The 18,834-nt window shown below is 46.6% G+C and carries 21 protein-coding genes; 11 read left to right on the top strand and 10 right to left on the bottom strand.

Going from position 1 to position 18,834, the window contains the following annotated elements:
• Positions 1-68 precede the first annotated feature (68 nt).
• From OU814_RS06005 to OU814_RS05985, 5 genes are all read left to right on the top strand, one after another.
• On the top strand, positions 69-755 hold the full coding sequence (locus tag OU814_RS06005) for a DUF928 domain-containing protein (RefSeq protein ID WP_017289897.1): 687 nt from the start codon (positions 69-71) through the stop codon (positions 753-755).
• Positions 756-823: 68 nt separating this feature from the next.
• On the top strand, positions 824-2,350 hold the full coding sequence (locus tag OU814_RS06000; RefSeq protein WP_268181280.1) for a YifB family Mg chelatase-like AAA ATPase: 1,527 nt from the start codon (positions 824-826) through the stop codon (positions 2,348-2,350).
• Positions 2,351-2,407: 57 nt separating this feature from the next.
• On the top strand, positions 2,408-2,827 hold the full coding sequence (locus tag OU814_RS05995) for an arsenosugar biosynthesis-associated peroxidase-like protein (RefSeq protein ID WP_017289899.1): 420 nt from the start codon (positions 2,408-2,410) through the stop codon (positions 2,825-2,827).
• Between the two features lie 236 nt (positions 2,828-3,063).
• On the top strand, positions 3,064-4,080 hold the full coding sequence (arsS, locus tag OU814_RS05990; protein WP_268181278.1) for an arsenosugar biosynthesis radical SAM (seleno)protein ArsS: 1,017 nt from the start codon (positions 3,064-3,066) through the stop codon (positions 4,078-4,080).
• Between the two features lie 165 nt (positions 4,081-4,245).
• The gene (locus OU814_RS05985) at positions 4,246-5,163 is read left to right on the top strand and encodes a glycosyltransferase family 2 protein (protein ID WP_268181276.1); all 918 of its coding nucleotides are present in this window, start codon (positions 4,246-4,248) and stop codon (positions 5,161-5,163) included.
• Here the strand turns inward: OU814_RS05985 and OU814_RS05980 are convergent.
• Positions 5,160-5,621, bottom strand: coding sequence for a DUF2141 domain-containing protein (locus OU814_RS05980; RefSeq protein ID WP_017289902.1), 462 nt, complete (start codon positions 5,619-5,621; stop codon positions 5,160-5,162). The genes OU814_RS05985 and OU814_RS05980 overlap by 4 nt on opposite strands.
• A 201-nt stretch (positions 5,622-5,822) precedes the next feature.
• On the opposite strand from OU814_RS05980, the gene OU814_RS05975 reads away from it, so the two are divergent.
• The 5 genes from OU814_RS05975 to OU814_RS05955 all read left to right on the top strand — a co-directional run bounded on the left by OU814_RS05975 (position 5,823) and on the right by OU814_RS05955 (position 8,920).
• Positions 5,823-6,689: an urease accessory protein UreD gene (locus tag OU814_RS05975; RefSeq protein ID WP_017289903.1), complete on the top strand. Its 867-nt coding sequence runs from the start codon at positions 5,823-5,825 to the stop codon at positions 6,687-6,689.
• A gap of 87 nt (positions 6,690-6,776) precedes the next feature.
• On the top strand, positions 6,777-7,079 hold the full coding sequence (ureA, locus tag OU814_RS05970) for an urease subunit gamma (RefSeq protein ID WP_017289904.1): 303 nt from the start codon (positions 6,777-6,779) through the stop codon (positions 7,077-7,079).
• Positions 7,080-7,088: 9 nt separating this feature from the next.
• Positions 7,089-7,430 (top strand): urease subunit beta, encoded by a 342-nt coding sequence (locus OU814_RS05965; RefSeq protein ID WP_268181273.1) that lies wholly within the window; start codon positions 7,089-7,091, stop codon positions 7,428-7,430.
• A gap of 58 nt (positions 7,431-7,488) precedes the next feature.
• Positions 7,489-8,169: a Coq4 family protein gene (locus OU814_RS05960; RefSeq protein ID WP_017289906.1), complete on the top strand. Its 681-nt coding sequence runs from the start codon at positions 7,489-7,491 to the stop codon at positions 8,167-8,169.
• 133 nt (positions 8,170-8,302) lie between these two features.
• Positions 8,303-8,920 (top strand): class I SAM-dependent methyltransferase, encoded by a 618-nt coding sequence (locus OU814_RS05955; RefSeq protein ID WP_268181271.1) that lies wholly within the window; start codon positions 8,303-8,305, stop codon positions 8,918-8,920.
• Between the two features lie 187 nt (positions 8,921-9,107).
• On the opposite strand, the gene cysS is transcribed toward OU814_RS05955, so the two are convergent.
• On the bottom strand, positions 9,108-10,559 hold the full coding sequence (cysS, locus tag OU814_RS05950) for a cysteine--tRNA ligase (protein ID WP_268181269.1): 1,452 nt from the start codon (positions 10,557-10,559) through the stop codon (positions 9,108-9,110).
• Positions 10,560-10,633: 74 nt separating this feature from the next.
• On the opposite strand from cysS, the gene OU814_RS05945 reads away from it, so the two are divergent.
• Positions 10,634-11,581 carry a ribulose bisphosphate carboxylase small subunit gene (locus tag OU814_RS05945; RefSeq protein WP_268181267.1) on the top strand — a complete coding sequence of 316 codons (948 nt, stop codon included), beginning with the start codon at positions 10,634-10,636 and terminating at the stop codon, positions 11,579-11,581.
• Here OU814_RS05945 and hisI read toward each other — a convergent pair.
• The 8 genes from hisI to OU814_RS05905 all read right to left on the bottom strand — a co-directional run bounded on the left by hisI (position 11,578) and on the right by OU814_RS05905 (position 18,827).
• A complete protein-coding gene (gene hisI, locus OU814_RS05940; RefSeq protein ID WP_017289910.1) occupies positions 11,578-11,931 on the bottom strand; it encodes a phosphoribosyl-AMP cyclohydrolase in 354 nt (117 codons plus the stop codon). The genes OU814_RS05945 and hisI overlap by 4 nt on opposite strands.
• Positions 11,928-12,899 (bottom strand): CobW family GTP-binding protein, encoded by a 972-nt coding sequence (locus OU814_RS05935; protein WP_190649491.1) that lies wholly within the window; start codon positions 12,897-12,899, stop codon positions 11,928-11,930. The genes hisI and OU814_RS05935 overlap by 4 nt, the downstream gene beginning before the upstream one ends.
• A 72-nt stretch (positions 12,900-12,971) precedes the next feature.
• Positions 12,972-13,628: a GTP cyclohydrolase I FolE gene (folE, locus tag OU814_RS05930; protein ID WP_017289912.1), complete on the bottom strand. Its 657-nt coding sequence runs from the start codon at positions 13,626-13,628 to the stop codon at positions 12,972-12,974.
• 90 nt (positions 13,629-13,718) lie between these two features.
• On the bottom strand, positions 13,719-14,756 hold the full coding sequence (locus OU814_RS05925) for a CobW family GTP-binding protein (protein WP_268181262.1): 1,038 nt from the start codon (positions 14,754-14,756) through the stop codon (positions 13,719-13,721).
• A 53-nt stretch (positions 14,757-14,809) separates the two neighbouring features.
• A complete protein-coding gene (locus OU814_RS05920) occupies positions 14,810-15,184 on the bottom strand; it encodes a DUF1636 family protein (protein WP_017289914.1) in 375 nt (124 codons plus the stop codon).
• A gap of 90 nt (positions 15,185-15,274) precedes the next feature.
• Positions 15,275-17,134, bottom strand: a complete 1,860-nt coding sequence (gene thrS / locus OU814_RS05915; RefSeq protein WP_268181259.1) for a threonine--tRNA ligase — start codon at positions 17,132-17,134, stop codon at positions 15,275-15,277.
• Between the two features lie 147 nt (positions 17,135-17,281).
• Positions 17,282-18,010, bottom strand: coding sequence for a metallophosphoesterase family protein (locus tag OU814_RS05910; protein WP_190652159.1), 729 nt, complete (start codon positions 18,008-18,010; stop codon positions 17,282-17,284).
• A 7-nt stretch (positions 18,011-18,017) separates the two neighbouring features.
• On the bottom strand, positions 18,018-18,827 hold the full coding sequence (locus OU814_RS05905; protein ID WP_017289917.1) for a metallophosphoesterase family protein: 810 nt from the start codon (positions 18,825-18,827) through the stop codon (positions 18,018-18,020).
• Positions 18,828-18,834 lie beyond the last annotated feature (7 nt).

Here is an 18,834-nt window from a genome sequence, read left to right as displayed (position 1 = left end):
CCTTCTCGACCAAGTAAAAAACTGTAGTAAAAAAGATTGTCTGCTATAAGCTCCCGGCATTGAATGCAATGAACAAGTCTACTTTTTTTCTGGCTATAAATCTGTCGATTCCACTAGCAAGTCTGTTGATTTCACTAGCAGCTCCACTCCGCGCCCAAATCGAGCCACCCGAAGGTTCGCCTGCCCCTACTGCAACCACAAGCGGTGGAACTCGTCCAACCCAAACCTGCCTCAAATCCATCCCGAAAGTCTCTCAAAGGCTGATGGTCCTGAATCCTAGTAAAACAATCGGATTGACTCGTTCAGATCAGCCAACGCTTTTCGTTTATATTCCTCGCAACGAAGCGCACGCGCTTGAGTTTAGCCTCTTCGATGAAAAAAAGCGCGGACTTTATCAAACGACGCTCTCGATTCACAATCAATCCGGTTTAATTCGTGTAGCATTCCCGAGCGATGCGCCTAAGCTTGTTCAAGGAAAAAACTACTATTGGACAGTCGCGGTGATTTGTAATATCGACGATCGCACTGAAGATCAAATCATCGGGGGCTGGATTCAACATCGCACTCTGTCTGAGGATATTTCCCGGCTTCTGCCCATTGAGCGCATCGAACTGTATGCAAGAAAGGGCTTCTGGTACGACGCTTTCTCAGAATGGGCAATGCTCCACCAACAACAGCCTCATCATCCGATGGTGAAGCAGGCTTGGACGAATTTGATTGAAGCGATCGGCTTACCGACCTCGTTACTGCCTTAACCCTTCTTTCCCCGTTATCCTCTTCGGCATTTGGGCATGTTGAAGATCAACAGTTGCGGGAAAAGTTCATGCTGTCAAGAGTTTGGAGTGCATCACTGATTGGCATTGATGCAGTCAAGGTTGGAGTCGAAGTTGATGTAGCTGGAGGATTGCCTGCAATTGTAGTCGTCGGTCTTCCGGACGCGGCGGTGCAAGAATCAAAAGAACGCGTGAGAACCGCTCTCAAAAACGCCGGATTTACCTTCCCCATGCGTCGCATCGTCATCAACTTATCGCCCGCCGACCTCAGGAAAGAAGGTCCTAGTTTTGATCTTCCCATCAGCATTGGAATCTTAGCCGCGACTCAACAGATTAAGCTTGACTTGCTCGAAGATGCATTGTTCTTGGGAGAAGTACTTTTAGATGGAAGTCTGAGACCCGTCGCAGGAGTTTTGGCGATCGCAGCTGCGGCTCAACAGCTTGGAATTAAGAACTTGATTATTCCGGCGGATAACGTTCGCGAAGCTGCGGTCGTTCAAGGTTTGAATGTATATGGTTTCAAGCATCTCTCTGAAGTTGGCGCATTCCTCAATGATCCAAACGGCTATATTCCAGCTCGCATTGATGGCGAATTGGAACTGACACAGGGGCAGATCTCGGCTCCAGATCTCGGCGATGTCAAAGGGCAAGCTCATGCTCGTCGTGCCTTAGAAATTGCTGCTGCGGGCGGACATAACTTAATTTTTGTCGGACCGCCTGGCAGTGGCAAAACCATGCTCGCTCGTAGACTTCCTGGAATTATGCCGCCTTTGCAATTTCAAGAAGCTTTAGAAGTCACACAAATTCACTCTGTTGCAGGCTTGCTGAAAGATAAAGGAGCCTTGATCGGCGTTCGACCGTTTCGGAGTCCGCATCATTCAGCTTCAGGGACAGCTTTAGTCGGTGGGGGGAGCTTTCCTCGTCCGGGCGAAATTTCATTAGCTCATAGAGGCATTCTCTTCTTGGACGAATTGACAGAATTTCGACGAGACGTTTTAGAGTTTCTACGACAGCCACTTGAAGATGGCAATGTCACGATTTCTCGGACTCGTCAATCTGTGTCATTTCCGGCTCAGTTTACATTAGTTGCGAGTACAAATCCTTGTCCTTGTGGATTTTATGCGGATACGGTGCAAGCTTGTACTTGTTCGCCTAGGGCAAGAGAGCAATATTGGGCAAGGTTATCCGGTCCATTGATGGACAGAATTGATTTGCAAGTCGGGGTCAACCGTCTCAAGCCAGAAGAAATTACTCAACAACCGACCGGAGAAGATTCCGCAACGGTTCGCGCTAGAGTTCAGCAGGCTCGCGATCGCGCTTCTGTTCGTTTCAAAGGCACTTCTTTACGCTGCAATGCTGAAATGCAAAGCGCGCATCTTCGTCAGTGGTGCAGTTTAGATGAGACAACGCGATCGCTGCTTGAAAATGCAATTCGACGCTTAGGCTTATCGGTTCGCGCCAGCGATCGCATTCTCAAAGTGGCAAGAACGATCGCAGATTTAGCAGGCGATGAGCAGCTACAAACCCAGCATGTTGCAGAAGCGATACAATATCGAACCATCGATCGAATGCAATAACATGCAAACCTGCAAATCTCTGATTATTCTGATTATGATGAGAACACTCAACGTGATGTGCAACTCCAAGTTCGAGGGGTGAAAACCTACGCTTGGCACAGAAAAGTTGTCTATCACCTAGCTCATCCGTTTCCGAGAGTTGCAATGCAGACCTATTACAATCCTGAACACTTACCAAATTTTGGCAAAATTGGCGAAGGCAATCCAGAACTCGCAGAAAAGTTTTTTGCCTACTACAATTCAGTTTTTGAAGAAGGTGCATTGTCGAAGCGGGAAAAAGCGTTAATCGCGATCGCAGTCGCTCACACGGTGCAATGTCCCTACTGCATCGATGCCTACACCAAAGAATGTTTACAGCAAGGCGCAGACCTAGAACAAATGACCGAAGCAGTTCATGTTGCGACTGCAATTCGAGGCGGAGCTTCATTAATCCACGGTTTGCAAATGTTGGATCAAGTGAACAAACTCGCAATGTAAGTCGGGAGGTGAAATGAATTGGAAGATCGTCGCTCTCGTTTGCGTCTCGCCCTGAACTAGAAGTTTGGGCTAACCGTGCGAAGTGGGTTGAAACCCACTGAAGAAGCCGTTTTCATTGGCTGTTAGTCCCAGAGCGGACTTCGCACCGTTAGCCCCGAATTCATTCTGGGGCGGGTGAGCAACGAAGCGAAAGAATGTGCCGAACTAATGTTGAATTACGCCCATCTACTTGAGTTATGTCTTCGTTACTGAACCGTCAATCGCCGCTTACCTCCACCAAGTATCAGCAAACGCTTTTAAACAGCCTGCCTCTGAACAATGCAAACTTTGCAGAACGATTAGGAGCATCGCTCCACCCAAGCGAGCTAGAAATCTTTCAAATCAATGTTGGCAAGCTCTGTAATATGACTTGTCGCCATTGCCATGTCGATGCCAGTCCCGATCGCAAAGAGATCATGACTCGCGAAACGATCGATCTTTGCTTACAGGCGTTAGATCAAACCTCTGCTCACACTGTTGATCTCACAGGTGGCGCACCTGAACTGAATCCAAACTTTCGCTATCTCGTTGATCAATGTGTTGCTCGTGGAAAGCACGTGATCGATCGCTGTAATCTCACTGTTCTCCTGCTCCCAACGCTGCAAGACTTACCCAAATGGTTCGCAGAACGAGGAGTCGAAATCGTCTGTTCTCTGCCGCACTATCGGCAACGCAATACCGATGCGCAACGCGGTGATGGCACATTTGAAAAATCGATCGAGGCACTGAAACGATTAAATGCAGTCGGATATGGAACAGGTGATCCGAATCGCCAACTGACTTTAATGAGCAATCCAGTTGGAGCTTTTCTTGCGAGTGGACAAACAAAACTGGAACAAGAATGGAAAGCTGGATTGAAGAAATATCAGGGTGTCAGCTTCGATCGCTTAATTACACTCAACAACATGCCAATTTCTCGATTTCTGGAATGGTTAGAATCATCTGGTAATCTTCAAGGCTACATGGAGTTATTGGTCAATTCATTTAATCCAGCTACCGTCGATGGGTTAATGTGTCGCAACACGCTCTCAATCTCCTGGGACGGGTATCTCTATGATTGCGATTTTAATCAGATGCTCGATCTCAAGTGCGAGACGAATCATATTCGATCGTTTGATTTAGCCCGGTTAAGAAACCGGACTGTAATCACAGATCGGCATTGTTTTGGTTGCACTGCCGGCTCGGGAAGTTCTTGTGGGGGTGCATTAATTTAGCTTGCTTCTATAATTCAAGCAGAGTTTACACAAAGTTCTCTGTAAATTCACCTAAATTGCTTGGAAAATCGAGAGAATTAAGTCAATCCCTCCAATAGAGTCAGCACCGTATCGTTGACCGATCGCTTCAGCACTTAAGACTTAATTCTTTGAGAATCCAGCAATATGAACAGCAATCTACCCACGGTGTCGATCGGGCTACCTGTTTTTAATGGTGAAGATTATTTAGAAGCGGCTTTAGAGTCCCTCTTAGCACAAACTTATACTAATTTTGAAATCGTTCTCTGCGATAACGCTTCGAGCGATCGCACCGCAGAAATTTGCCAAACCTACGCGGCAAAAGATGCTCGAATTCGCTACTACCGTAACGATCACAACATTGGTGCCGCAGAAAACTTCGATCGCGTCTTTCAACTCTCTCGCGGCAAATACTTCAAATGGGCAGCACATGATGACCTCTGCAAACCCACCTTTTTAGAACGCTGCGTCGAAGTTCTAGACCGTGATCTCTCCGTTGTTCTCTGCACTTCTGAAGCAGGGCGTATCGATTGGGCAGGCAACGAGCAACCTCCGAAAGCGGATAGTCCTCGCCCGATCGATGCATGGGAAGTGTCTGAACGGTTTGCAGCGATCGTATTAAAAACGTTTTGGTCTTATGAACTCTTTGGTCTGATTCGCTCGAGCGCGCTAAAAAAACTAAAGTGGCACGCGAATTATGGCAGCGATCGCGTCATCTTGGCAGAACTGAGTTTACAAGGTCGGCTCGTTCAAGTTCCAGAAATGCTGTTCTTTCGGCGCTTTCATCTCAAGCAATCGACGTGTATGCAATCCGCGAAAGAACGGCAACAATGGTTCAGCGGCAAGCGTAAACGTCCGATCTGGGAACGTGGCTCAGTCAGATTTATGCAAGCCATTTTTCAAGCAGACTTGACTCTAGCAGAACGAGTTCAATGTATAGGAGTTGTCCTACGCTATTTAACCAAAGCAGGCAACTGGCGTTACTTCTTGCCCAAACACTTCCGGCAAACCAAAAAGCCAACGCTGACACAGATGCCTGCTCAATCCATCGCTTCTAAAGGTTAGCCGCCTAGCAAATACTGCAATTGCACCTGCGCCGTATTGTTTGTGCCTGCGACAAAAACAGCAACTTCACTAAACTTCGGCGCACCTGTGCGAATCGTTGGATTGCGTGAGAAGCCAAATCCTTCTTTGGGAATGCCGAGAAAATTGCGATCGAGCTTTCCGTTACTATTGCGATCGTGAAACACTGCGACCCCATAATTTCCTAACGGCAAATTCTGGAAGGTCACAGCAGTCTGTCCTTTTCCAACCCCAACACATTGCGCTCGCACAGCTCGATCTCCTCGATCCGGAAATCCCTGACTATTGGCAAATAGGCTGACACAGACTCTACCCTGCTGATTTTGCACGCCACCCACGACGACCGTGAAGTTACTGGTTGGATTGGCTTGAGCGACCGTTGCGATCATCGCACTTGATCCGAGAGCCAGTAGCGCTAACTGAGAGACATTCCATTGCACAAGCTTTTCTCCTCACTTTACCTTTTGTAACAAGTTGACAGCTTATTTTTACACTAACGATCAAATCTGAAAAGAGATAGAGATTCATCTGTGCCAAACCGCATACTCTTGGGGCAAATGTAAAAATACTCGGTGAATTTGTAGACAAGAGGCGATTTTACGAAAAGCTAAGGATGAACTCCTTAATAGCTGCTCTATTCCGTGAATTATCCTCGTCTCGTTGAACCTGATTTAAACCCGACCGATTGGCATGGCATCCTGCAATTGGGATTTGAATATCGCCAGGGGAAAACTCAACTGATTCGGAACCAGGGGCAAGCTCCCCTAAAAGTGCAGCGCCCTTTTTATCCAGAAGGCGACGAGGTTTGTCATAGCGTGATTATGCACACAGCAGGCGGTATCGTCGGGGGAGATCGTTTAACCTTTGACTTCCACCTTGCATCAGGTAGTCAAGCACTGATCACAACTCCGGCAGCCAGTAAGATTTACCGCACCAATGGGCGCGAGGCTCATCAGGTCATTCGGGTTGATGTTGCCGAAGGCGCGTGCTTAGAATGGTTGCCGCTTGACTCGATCGTATTTAACCAAGCGATCTATCGGCAAACAATGCAGATCAATTTAGCTCAGGGAGCAAACTGGCTCGGCTGGGAGATTACTCGATTTGGGCGCAGTGCTCGGGGTGAGAAATTTGTCGAAGGCAATTGGCGATCGCGAACTGAAGTTTGGCAAGCGGGCAAGCCGATTTGGATTGATCGTCAATGGATGCCCGGTAGCGAAGAAAATTTTGCGAGTCCGCATGGCTTAGCGGGTTGTCCTGTGGTGGGAAGTTTTGCTTGGGTCGGGCAAGTGGTCACACCAGAATTAGTCGAGAAAGCGAGAGAACTCTGGGCGGGATCATCCGGTGAGATCGGGGTGACGCGATTATCGATCGGGCTACTGTGCCGATATCGAGGACATTCCAGCAGCGAAGCCCGCCGATGGTTTCTGGCGGTTTGGCAGTTGATTCGGGTGTCTTATTTTCAGCGTCCAGCCTGTATTCCCAGAGTTTGGCAGCTGGAAATGCGCTGAACTTCCTTTAGACAAGATTACAGAATTTGGTCAAAGCAATTCGATTGATAAACTGTCTTTGTTTGGCTTAATTGACAGAAAGAAACGATGCAACTCACACCGCAAGAAAAAGATAAGCTTTTGATTTTCACGGCTGCTTTGGTTGCCGAGCGTCGTAAGGCGAGAGGCTTGAAATTGAACTATCCTGAAGCAGTGGCGTTGATTTCTGCGGCAATTTTGGAAGGCGCAAGAGATGGACAAACGGTTGCCGAATTGATGAACTATGGCACAACGCTTCTCACCCAAGATGAGGTGATGGAAGGTGTGGCAGAGATGATTCATGAAGTGCAAGTCGAAGCAACTTTTCCAGATGGTACAAAATTAGTTACAGTTCATCATCCGATTCGATAGGAGCAAGCGATGATTCCCGGTGAAATGTTGATTGAAGAAGGCGAGATCGAACTGAATGCAGGACGCGAAACGGTCACACTACAGGTTGCAAATCAAGGTGATCGACCGATTCAAGTTGGCTCTCATTTTCACTTTTTTGAAGTGAATGCAGCTTTGGAATTTGATCGCGATCGCGCCCGTGGAATGCGGTTAGATATTCCGGCAGGGACAGCCGTACGATTTGAACCGGGAGACGATCGCGAAGTGACGCTCGTGCCTTTAGTTGGCTCGCGGCAGGTGTATGGATTCAATGCCAAAATCGAAGGGGCATTGGATGAGAAAGCGAAAAAAGGTAAAAAGAAAGCTAAATAATCGAGGACGTTTGAGAAGCCATCGATTATGGTGGGCATGACCTTTGATCAGGAGCGTTATGCATTTCAAAGAATTACGCCGTTTAAACTTAAATTACTTAAATACCTTAAAGTCGGTTGTGAATGTGTTGCGCGATCCAACACAGACAGACTCGATTTATGACATTGAGGATTCGCTCTTGCGATCGCATCCTCAAACGATGGCAGCCTCTTTAAATTACATGCTGAGTCGTCCTGAAATTGCGGCTTTTGCCAAAGAGCGTTACTCGCCGTCTGAGCCAGAGTTAGTCAAGCTGATGACGTATCCGCCAAACTCTTTAGGCTATGCGTTTGCACAGTACATTTCATCCTCGGGATTTGATCCAGGATTCTACCGCAAAATGGACGTTGTGGATGATGCGTCTTGCTTATTGTTTCGACTGCGGCAGACCCATGACATCTGGCATGTGGTCACCGGGATGAGTGTGGATGTAGCTGGCGAAATTGGGTTAAAAGCGTTTGAATTGGCACAAACTCGTCGTCCACTCGCTGGAATTTTAATCGCGGCAGCTTTTGTGAGTACATTGCTCAATCAACCAGAACAGTTGGATCGATTGCTCGATCGAGTCGCATCAGGCTATCGCATGGGTGCAAAGGCGAAACCACTATTGGCACAGAAATGGGAAGATCATTGGGAGAAACCTGTTGCAGAATGGCGAGCCGAGTTAGGGATTGAGCCGATGCCCGTTTATGTGCCTTGATTGATTCGTCGATCGAGCATGTAACATCACTGTAGTAATCCTGATTGAGTTGTAAATGCTAAAAAAAGAGTAGGGAGTAGAGAGCTAGTAAGTTCCCCCACTCCCCACTCCTCAACTAATTTAGGACGGCTATATGAGTTTTTATGAACAACGAATTCTGCCTTATCTCATCGATTTATCTTGCTCTGCATCTGCGATAGAAAAGCATCGCCGAGCAATTTTGGCAGGTGTGACAGGAGACATCTTAGAAATTGGATTTGGAACGGGTTTGAACTTGCCTCACTATCCCGAGAGTGTTCGTAAAATCGTAACAGTTGACTCAAATGCTGGCGTGCATACGATCGCTCAAAAACGGATTGCAGCTTCTCCCATTACCGTAGAACATCATGTTCTCAGTGGTGAAAACTTGCCAATGGCGGATTGTTCTTTTGATAGTGTCGTGAGTACTTTTACGCTCTGTAGCATTCCTGATGTAGCTCAAGCGCTTGCAGAGATATATCGAGTCCTGAAGCCAGGAGGAAAATTCTTTTTTGTTGAACATGGCTTGAGTTGTGAACCGAATGTGCAAGTTTGGCAAAATCGACTCACACCGATTCAGAAGAAAATTGCAGGAGGATGTCACTTCAATCGGAATATTCGAGAGTTAGTTGAACATCAGTTTGAGCAGGTTAGAGTACAAGAATTGTATTTAGAAAATGCCCCGAAAGTTGCCGCATATTTGTACAAGGGCACTGCAACCAAGGTCAGTTAGTTCAATCACAATTCAAGAAGTTATAGCATTCTCAATCAATTAGCTCCCCACTCCCCACTCTTCAACCAAGTTCGCGATGGCTCTCTTGCTGCTGTGTTTTTTGTGTATTTACAGCTTATCGCCGGAGAGCTTTTTTATCCCCTCGATTGTCTTTTAAAGCATCCTCTGACTCTACGATGCAGCCAGATCAAGTTTGATGCCAGCGAGTCAATCCGCCAGGTTGATCGATTATAGTAATTCCCATTGATTGCAATTCATCCCGAATACGATCGCTCTCTGCATACTGTCTAGCCTGACGCGCTTGTTGCCGCTGCTGAAGGCGTGCTTCAATCCAATCTGCATCAATCGCGAATTTAGCTGGAGATTGTTGAATTTCCAGACCTAATACTTGAGCCAGTTGAATTAAGGCTTGAGATCGCTGAACCAATTGAATGTCAGATAGTTTATGCGATTCACAGTAGTAACGCAAGTAGAACTCTCGCTTCAGTAACTTTGCCAACTCAAACAGCATCGCTAGGGCTGTTGCTGTGTTGAGATCATCGTCCAATGCTGTTTGAAATTGCTCTACTGATGCTGAATCAGGCTGACTGAGAATCTGAGGGGATAGATTAAGCAACTGAAGATCGAGAGATAATGCTTCTTTGAGTGTTTGCCAACCCTTCTCGGCAGCCTCGATCGCGTTTGGCGTAAAATCGAGCGGCTTACGATAATGCGCTTGTAGCACAAACAATCGAATCGCCATCGGATCAATTGGATGCGGATACTCCAACCATTTGCCGTCTAGTAAATCTCGAATCGTGGTGAAATTGCCAAGCGACTTCGACATTTTCTCGCCGTTTACTGTCACCATGCCGTTATGCAGCCAGTACCGAGCTAATGGCTGGTCAGTTAGAGCTTCCGATTGAGCAATTTCATTCTCGTGGTGCGGAAAAATTAAATCGCCACCACCACCATGAATATCGATCGTGCCTCCTAACCGCGCCCGAATCATCGCAGAGCATTCAATATGCCATCCAGGTCGTCCTTTTCCCCAAGGAGAATCCCAAGCAGATTCATCAGATTTTGCTGCTTTCCACAGAGCGAAGTCCGCCGGATAACGCTTTTTTCGCTCCGGATCGTTAGGGTCAACTCGTCTACTTGCGCCTGCTTGCATTTGGTTGAGCGATCGTCCAGACAGTTTGCCGTAGTCTGCAAACTGCCGCACGTCATAATAGATATCCCCCTCGATCGCGTAAGCATATCCTTTGGTTTCTAATGCTTGAATCAGTTGATGAATCTCTGGAATATGTTCGGTAACACGAGGATACTCATCTGCATCGAGAATGTTTAACGGTCGAATGTCTCGAAAATAGGCAGCAATATAGCGATCTGCTACGTCTTTCATTGCAAGCTTTTCCGCTTTCGCGCGGTTCAGAATCTTATCGTCGATATCCGTAAAGTTCTGAACATAGCGCACAGAATAGCCTCGCCACTGTAAATATCGCCGCACCACATCCCAGCCAATGTAAGAACGAGCATGACCTAAGTGGCAGTCATCGTATACCGTCACTCCGCAGCAGTACATTGTCACCTGATCCCGATTGAGTGGCGTGAAGGGTTCTTTGCGGCGCGTCAGGGTGTTGTAGAGGGTAAGACTCATGGCAGATAAAGTTCGATCGTGAACAGCAGCAACTTTCAGGTACACTTCATAATGATAATCGTTCTCATACTAGCATGGACATTCATTCGATTCCCGCTCCACCCACACCTTGGGCACAAACTCTAATTGAGCCAACCCTTGATCCGAGTGTCTATATCCATCCATTAACAAACGTGATTGGAGACGTGAGAATTGGCACACAGGTTCATATCGCGCCTGGAGTCTCGATTCGGGCAGATGAAGGGATGCCGTTTTACATTGGCTCAAATGTGAATATTCAAGATGGCGCGGTGATTCACGGTTTGGAACAGGGGCGGATCACGGGAGAGGATGGTGAATCTTACTCAGTGTGGATTGGTGAGAATGCTTCGATTACTCACATGGCGTTGATTCATGGGCCTGCTTATGTGGGAAAAGATTGCTTTATTGGCTTCCGCTCTACAGTGTTTAATGCTCGTGTGGGCAATGGCTGCATTGTAATGTCTCATGCGCTGATCGAGAATGTTCAAATTCCAGCCGGGAGATACATTGCTTCTGGTTCTATCATCACGCATCAGCAACAAGCGGATCGCCTACCAACTGTTCAGGATACAGATTCAACATTTGCACGTCATGTGGTGAGTATCAATCAAAAGCTGCGTCAAGGTTATCTCTGTGCTGAAGATAATGCTTGCATGGCTGCAATTCAGAATGAAGTGGATGGACAGTCTGAACCAGAAAATGGTGCTCAAAAGCTACGATCGACAACTTTAAATTCTGCAACTTTGAATTCTGCAACATTGGCTTGGGTTCAAGATCAATTAGCTCAAGGATTAGAGATTGGAATTGAGCAGGCGGATAATAGACGCTTTCGAGCCAATTCCTGGTCAAATTGTGGTTTGATTAGGACTCGTCATGAAGGCGATGCGATCGCGACTTTAGAGCAGCTTCTACATCAATATCCACGCCAGTATTTGCGCCTATTTAGCGTTGCCCCAAAGACTAGGCAGCGGGGTAAAAGTTTAGTGATTCAACAGCCTTAAACGCGAAGTCGAACAGGGTTAAAAAAGCAGCTTTTTACCCCTGTGTGACAGGCAACATTTCCCACTTGCTCAACTTGGAGCAGAAGAGCATCCGCATCACAATCGTAGTACAATGCTTTGACTTTCTGAATATGTCCTGAAGTTGCACCCTTATGCCACAGTTCAGCGCGAGAACGGCTCCAGTAGTGTGCTTCTCCTGTCTCTAGCGTTCGCTGGATCGATTCACGGCTCATCCACGCCATCATGAGTACAGAGCTATCTTGATAGTCTTGAGCAATGGCTGGAACTAACCCTGCTTCGTTAAATTTGAGGCGTTCTATCCACAGGTAATTTTGATCGATCGTTGTCATCGGGTGAGGCAATTATTCAGGGTTTGCGTCAGAAATAAAGCATCGAGTTTACGCCCGATTAGAACCATTTCATTTCTAGGCTTGCCATCCCAATCGCTGTCTTCAAGGTGAAATCGCTTTCCACTCAGTTGAAAAATATGACGGGCTGGACTCTCGGAAAACCAGAGAATGCCTTTGGCGCGAAATACATTTTCAGGAAGTTGATAGTCGAGAAATTCCTGGAACTTTTTGACTGAAAAGGGTCGATCGCTCTCGAAAGCAACCGCCGTGAATCCTTCAATCGATCGCAATTGCCTTGATTGTTCTAAACTCTCTGGAGCCGATTGGATTCCTTGATAAAAGCTGTTTTGGGATAGATTCACATCTAAAATGAGTGACAGCGGCAGATACCCTTGTTGAGTTCTTAGAACTCGCGCTTTCTCTTTGACATCTCGGATAAAGTCTTCTAGCTCGTTTGCTTGATCTTCTGAAACGAGATCCATTTTGTTGAGAATGATGATATCTCCATAACAGATTTGCTGTAGCGCGATTGCACTCTCATAGTGGTCAGGTGTAAAGGTTGCAGCATCAACCAGCGTTAAGATCGAATCGAGTCGGGTAAAATCGCGAAGTTCTGTGCTTAAAAAAGTTAGTGCGATCGGTAACGGATCAGCGAGTCCTGTAGTTTCGACAATGAGATAGTCAATGCGATCGCGTCGTTCTAAAATCGAGTAAACTGCATCTACTAAATTGCCATTCATCGTACAGCAGATACAGCCATTTGAAAGCTCGATCATATCTTCGTCGATCGAGATAAGTAACTGACTATCAATATTGATACTGCCAAACTCATTGACTAAAACTGCAACTTTGACATCATGATAGTTCTTCAGAATTTGATTGAGCAGTGTTGTCTTTCCGCTTCCTAAAAAACCTGTAATGATGGTTACAGGTAGGCGAGTTTCTGGAATGGACAATTCTTCTGGCATTGCAGGCACACTCAAATGATTAGGAAAGAGCAATCCAATCGGCTTGAGGATATGGATTGCTCGACAAAGCATTTAGTTAAACTTTGGACTATGGCGGATCAAATCCATAAATTCCTGCCGCGTCTTCGCATCATCCGCAAACACACCTTTCATTGCGCTGGTAACCGTCCATGATCCAGGCTTTTGTACCCCTCTCATGACCATACACATGTGCGATGCTTCGACGACAACTGCAACGCCTTGTGGCTTGAGCAAGCCCTGAAGTGCATCTGCAATTTGGCTGGTTAATCGCTCTTGAACCTGTAAGCGTCGAGCATACATTTCACAAATTCGAGCGATTTTTGACAGTCCGATCACTTTTCCATTGGGAATGTACGCAACATGAGCGCGTCCCAGAATCGGTAAGATGTGATGTTCGCAGGAGCTAAACAGATCGATGTCACGAACTAACACCATCTCATTGGCATTCTCGTGAAAGACCGCACCATTGAGCAATTCATCTAGCGATTGATTGTAGCCTTGGGTCAAGAACTTCAAGGCTTTCACAACTCGTTTCGGCGTATCGCGTAAGCCTTCTCGATCAGGATCTTCTCCCAATCCCAGCAGCAAAGTCCTGACGGCTTGCATCATTTCAGCATCGGAAACAGGTGGCTTTGATTGAGTCTTAAGCGCAGCAAACGTTTCAGACGAATCGGGCAGGACAAGATCAGAGGAGGATTGTGGGTTCATGTTGCTATTTCTAGAAGGGTAGACAATCGGACATTACGCCAGTTCTGCACTGACGGTTTTCACCTCTAACATGGAGTGTGAAAGCTGAAATTACTGAGCAACTAGCTTAGAAGAAATCGGCTCTAAGCATTGATCAAGCTGTTGTCGCAGCTGCTCAGTGTCTAAATTTCGACCAATCAGCACAAGCTGATTCGAGGGAGATTTTTGCCATTCTTCGGTTTGAATGTCGTACCGTTTTCCACTCAACTGAAAGATATGTTTCAGATAGCTTTCTTTGAACCAGAGCAATCCTTTTGCACGGAAAATCTCGATCGGTAATTCATCCAGAAAGCTTTGAAATTTGTGAACCGAAAAAGGTCGATCGCTCTGGTAAGACATTGAAACAAAACCATCATTGGCTAGGTGATCGGAATGGTGGTGATGGTGGTCATGATCGTGGTGGTGATGTTCGTGATGTTCGTGATGATGGTGATGTTCGTCCTCATAGGCTTCGGGTTGGAAGTAGCCGACATCCAAAATTAGAGGTAGTGGAACCTCGCCATACTGAGTCTGTAGAACTCTTGCACCTGTTTTAGTACTACGAATCCAATGATCGAGTTCAGCAACTTTCTCTTGTCCTGCCAAATCTGTTTTGTTGAGCAGAATGATATCGCCATATGTAATCTGGCTGATTGCAGCTTGACTCTCAAAATGCTCCGGTGTGAATGTCTCTGCATCAACAACCGTCAAAATTGAATCGAGATGCGTTAAGTCTCTGAGTTCAGAGCTAACAAAGGTAAGCACGATCGGTAACGGATCAGCTACCCCTGTCGTCTCAATCACCATGTAATCAATTCGATCTTCTCGCTCCAAGATCCGATAGACCGCATTGATCAAGTCATCATTGATTGTGCAGCAGATACAGCCGTTGCTCAGTTCCATCATGTCTTCATCTAGCGAAACGAGAAGCTGCGAGTCAATGTTGATGTCTCCAAATTCATTGACTAGCACTGCAACTTTGAGATCATCGCGATTTTTCAGGATTTGATTCAGCAGGGTTGTTTTGCCACTGCCTAAGAATCCAGTGATGATCGTAACGGGCATTCCCCGTTTCGGGATCTCGAGGTGGGATTGAGTTGCTGCGTTCATAGTATAAGGAGGTTTTGAGAACGGTTATCATTCTACATTAATTTGAGAGAAATCTACGTCACAGGTGGAATTCTTGCTAAGATGCCTCTTTTCAGAAGGTCTGGACGATCGCTTCTCGGTACAATGCCGTCAGCACTGCGGAAATACTGCTGGCAAAGTTCTCGAATGGCAGGAGCACTTTCAAACGGTGATAAGTCTCCAAACATCAACGTCGTTTTACCTGGAGCCGAAAGCGCAACGACACAAGGACGATTACAGGCGCTCAAACATTCCACTTCTCGAATTACAAAGGGTGCATTCATCTCCCAAGTTTTAAATTGCTGCTTGAGGTGTTCGAGCAGATGGAATCCACCACGATGTTTGAGATGTTCTCGCTGGTGCTTGGAAACAGCACACGATCGACAAATAAACAGGACATGATCCGTCATCTAAAGCCTCGTGAAATACAAAACAGTTCGATAGTTTCAGGGATTGAACGAAGAAAGGTTGTCATTGCCTGATGCCTTTTGATGCAATGGTTACAGAGTTGCGTGATTGAAGACGGCTTGCTGGAGTCGATCGCAGAGTTCCGAGAGCGTCAAGGCTCCTAATTCTCCTTTGTGTCGAGTCCGAATGCTCAGGGTTTGAGACTCAACTTCTTTTTTGCCAACAACCGCGACAACTGGAAGTTTTTCAAGTTCAGCCGTGCGAATTTGCTTACCTAATCGTTCGTTGGTGCGATCGACTTCAGCACGGAATCCAGCCTGCTTAAGTTGCAGCGCGATCGCTTCGGCATAGTCCCGTTGGTCTTGACTGATTGGAAGTAATCGAACTTGAATCGGTGCAAGCCACAGCGGAAAGTCTCCCGCATAGTTCTCAATGAGAATGCCAAAGAAGCGCTCTAACGATCCGAAGATTGCTCGGTGAATCATGATCGGACGCTGGCGAGTCCCATCTGCCGCCACATATTCCATCTCAAACCGTTCTGGTAAATTGAAATCAACTTGAATCGTGGAACATTGCCAACGACGTGCGATCGCATCTTCAATTTTCAAATCGATTTTAGGTCCGTAGAATGCGCCGCCGCCTTCATCGATAACATAGTTCCAACCTTTTCTATCTAAGGCTTGTTGGAGCGCGATCGTGGCTTTCTCCCAAATCTGATCACTCCCAACCGATTGAGGTGGACGAGTGGAAAGATTGACCTCATAGTTCGAGAAACCAAAGTCTGACAAAATCTGCTCTGTGAGATTGAGAACGCCGAGAATTTCATCTTCAATCTGTTCCGGCAGACAAAAGATATGCGCATCATCTTGAGTAAAGCCGCGTACTCGCATCAAACCATGTAACGCCCCTGAACGCTCATATCGATACACAGTTCCAAGCTCTGCCCATCGGATCGGGAACTCTCGGTAGGAATGGAGTTCATGCTTGTAGGTCAACACATGAAACGGGCAGTTCATGGGCTTAATTTGATACTGCTGTTCTTCGATGTCCATCTGATCAAACATACTGTCACGATAGAAATCGAAATGACCCGATGTTTTCCAGAGGTCTAGGTTCGCAATGTGCGGAGTGTAGAGCAATTCATAGCCTGCATCAATGTGTGACTGTCTCCAGTAATCTTCAATGATTCGACGCATTCTTGCGCCGCGTGGATGCCAGAAGACTAATCCACCGCCTGCATCTTCCTCCAAACTAAACAGCTTCAAGTCTTGTCCGAGCTTACGATGGTCGCGACGTTTTGCTTCTTCTCGTTGCTGTAAGTAGGCTTGTAGCTGTTCTGGAGTTTCCCAGGCTGTGCCATAAATGCGTTGGAGTTGTGCTTTGGTTTCATCCCCGCGCCAGTACGCGCCCGCAATGCTTTCTAACGAGATCGCATCGGGATGAATTTCACCTGTAAAGTCTAAATGCGGTCCTGCACAGAGATCCCACCAATATTCATCAGGCGGCAGTGCGATCGCATCAATCAGCGAAGGTTCGATCTGAGTTGCACGTCCACTATCAGGATTACCAATAAAGTAGCGAGTAATCGGTTCTCCAGCAGGAATACGATCGAGGATTTCCAACTTATACGGCTCATTCAACTGCTCAATCTCGGCTCGAATCGAGTCATATTCCACCACCTCTCGAATGATGGGAAGATTGGCTCGAATGATTCGCTGCATTTCTGCTTCAATCTGCACCAAATCTTCTGAAGTAAAGGAAATGGCTCGATCAAAGTCGTAATAGAATCCGGTGTCTGTCCAAGGTCCAATCGTCGCTTTCGCCTCAGGAAACAGCGTTTGAACTGCCATTGCCAAAATGTGAGCACAAGTATGGCGAATTTTCAGCAATTGTTGCGGATCGCTCTGCTGCCAGGTATTACCGGAGAAGGAGCGAGAAAGTTGGCTGACCATAGAAGCAAAATAATGATAATCATTCTCATTTTAGCGTAAACTGAGAAATCGGATCAGACATGCAGCAAAGTCATTCATTCTGGGTCTACAGTCTTTAGGAGAAAGCTAATGTGATCGCGCAAATCTTCGACCAGTCGTCATATTGCACTACCTTTTGATCTGAAATCCTTTTCCTGAATCATACCGAACGGTGCAAAACTTGAGTGCGTTGGTATTCGGATTGTAGATCGTGTAAATCGCCTGTCCCGCAGTTCGCCCAACGTTTCCAACTCCAATAATTTTACGCGGATGAAGGCTCGTTGGCTCTGGTTCTGATCGTCGATCGAGCGTTGTCACTGAAGTCAGCACTCCTCCAGATTCGATCTCGTATTCAAAAGCCAGTCCAGAGCGACCGCAGAAGAGATAGTTTGCATCCATTCGCATAGCGCGATCGAGCATTTGAATCGGATCAGTCTCAGGGGTTAGCTCATCGCTGACGCTGACTGTACTGCCATGAATCAGTAAGCAATCTAGCTCAAAGATGCCAAATTCTAGTGATTGTACCCACCGTACTAAATTACGAGGCACAGAATCCCAGAGTTTCTTAGTCATCTGAATGCCATATCGCCCAATTAGCTCGGTTGGTTCTCCCACACGCCCTAAACCATGCAAAACGAGTAATTGTTCTTCCCACCAACCCTGACAGACTTGTGGGACAAGTTCACCTCGACGTGGAGAAGTCAATCGATTAATCAATTTCTCATTATCGGCTCTGGGACTAATCACATCGCCCAACACAAACAAAGCATCAACCCTTTGCCGCTGAATATCTTTTAGAACTGCTTCGTAGGCGGCAAGATTACCTTCAATACCGCTCAAAATTGCCCAAGATGACATCATTTAATTATCGCTCACAGATATGAGTCGGATCGTCGGCGCGTTCTGCAAATTCCATCCCTTTTGAGAGTCTCCAGGCAAAGATGGCAGGCAGTCCTTTTTCGACAATTGCAGCACAGGTTTTTTGGTAGTCATATTCAACTTCTCGCAGCGCAATTTGATCAGTACTATCGTCGTAAATCACATACGTTGCATTGGGTCTGCCATGTCGAGGTTCACCGACTGAGCCAGCATTAACAATGCGCTTTAAGGGCGCAGTAAAGCGAATGGATTGATCTTGTTTCGACTGTTGTACTTTGATTTGGAGTTCTCCAGAGTCCAGCGATCGCACATAGGGCACATGCGTATGACCGCAAAATAGAATATCGGCTCCGGTTGATAGCACGCGTTCCATCGCCACAAATGCATCAATCTCAGGCAGCAAGTATTCATGATTACTATGCGGGCTTCCATGGACAAAGCAGAGATTTCCATCCCGTAAAGTATGAGGGAGTTGTGCTAAAAATGCTCTCACTTCTGGATGAATTTCTTGGTTTGTCCATTCATGCGCCTGTCGTCCTCGTTTTTCAGCGAGTAGAGATGGATAGCTACATTCACAAGCGTTCAAGCCTTCAACCACATCTTCATCCCAACAGCCTTGAACGGTCGGAATATCTAGAGAGCGAATCATTTCCACAACTGCATTGGGATACGGACCATATCCAACCAAATCACCGAGACAGAACATTCGATCGACGTTTTGATCATCGATATCTGATAGCACGGCATTCAGCGCCTCAAAGTTTCCATGAATGCAGGATAAAACTGCTGTTCTCATTGTGTTC

The organism is Leptolyngbya sp. GGD (genome assembly GCF_026735145.1).
GTDB lineage: Bacteria > Cyanobacteriota > Cyanobacteriia > Leptolyngbyales > Leptolyngbyaceae > Leptolyngbya > Leptolyngbya boryana.
The sequence above is the reverse complement of the archived record's forward strand: the minus strand, read 5'-3'. Positions and strand labels throughout refer to the sequence as shown.

Coding starts and splice junctions, on each gene's coding strand:
- OU814_RS06005 (WP_017289897.1), top strand. CDS start 69: ATGAACAAGTCTACTTTTTTTCTGGCTATAAATCTGTCGATTCCACTA.
- OU814_RS06000 (WP_268181280.1), top strand. CDS start 824: ATGCTGTCAAGAGTTTGGAGTGCATCACTGATTGGCATTGATGCAGTC.
- arsS (WP_268181278.1), top strand. CDS start 3,064: ATGTCTTCGTTACTGAACCGTCAATCGCCGCTTACCTCCACCAAGTAT.
- OU814_RS05985 (WP_268181276.1), top strand. CDS start 4,246: ATGAACAGCAATCTACCCACGGTGTCGATCGGGCTACCTGTTTTTAAT.
- ureA (WP_017289904.1), top strand. CDS start 6,777: ATGCAACTCACACCGCAAGAAAAAGATAAGCTTTTGATTTTCACGGCT.
- OU814_RS05965 (WP_268181273.1), top strand. CDS start 7,089: ATGATTCCCGGTGAAATGTTGATTGAAGAAGGCGAGATCGAACTGAAT.
- OU814_RS05960 (WP_017289906.1), top strand. CDS start 7,489: ATGCATTTCAAAGAATTACGCCGTTTAAACTTAAATTACTTAAATACC.
- OU814_RS05955 (WP_268181271.1), top strand. CDS start 8,303: ATGAGTTTTTATGAACAACGAATTCTGCCTTATCTCATCGATTTATCT.
- cysS (WP_268181269.1), bottom strand. CDS start 10,559: ATGAGTCTTACCCTCTACAACACCCTGACGCGCCGCAAAGAACCCTTC.
- OU814_RS05945 (WP_268181267.1), top strand. CDS start 10,634: ATGGACATTCATTCGATTCCCGCTCCACCCACACCTTGGGCACAAACT.
- hisI (WP_017289910.1), bottom strand. CDS start 11,931: ATGACAACGATCGATCAAAATTACCTGTGGATAGAACGCCTCAAATTT.
- OU814_RS05935 (WP_190649491.1), bottom strand. CDS start 12,899: ATGCCAGAAGAATTGTCCATTCCAGAAACTCGCCTACCTGTAACCATC.
- folE (WP_017289912.1), bottom strand. CDS start 13,628: ATGAACCCACAATCCTCCTCTGATCTTGTCCTGCCCGATTCGTCTGAA.
- OU814_RS05925 (WP_268181262.1), bottom strand. CDS start 14,756: ATGAACGCAGCAACTCAATCCCACCTCGAGATCCCGAAACGGGGAATG.
- OU814_RS05920 (WP_017289914.1), bottom strand. CDS start 15,184: ATGACGGATCATGTCCTGTTTATTTGTCGATCGTGTGCTGTTTCCAAG.
- thrS (WP_268181259.1), bottom strand. CDS start 17,134: ATGGTCAGCCAACTTTCTCGCTCCTTCTCCGGTAATACCTGGCAGCAG.
- OU814_RS05910 (WP_190652159.1), bottom strand. CDS start 18,010: ATGTCATCTTGGGCAATTTTGAGCGGTATTGAAGGTAATCTTGCCGCC.
- OU814_RS05905 (WP_017289917.1), bottom strand. CDS start 18,827: ATGAGAACAGCAGTTTTATCCTGCATTCATGGAAACTTTGAGGCGCTG.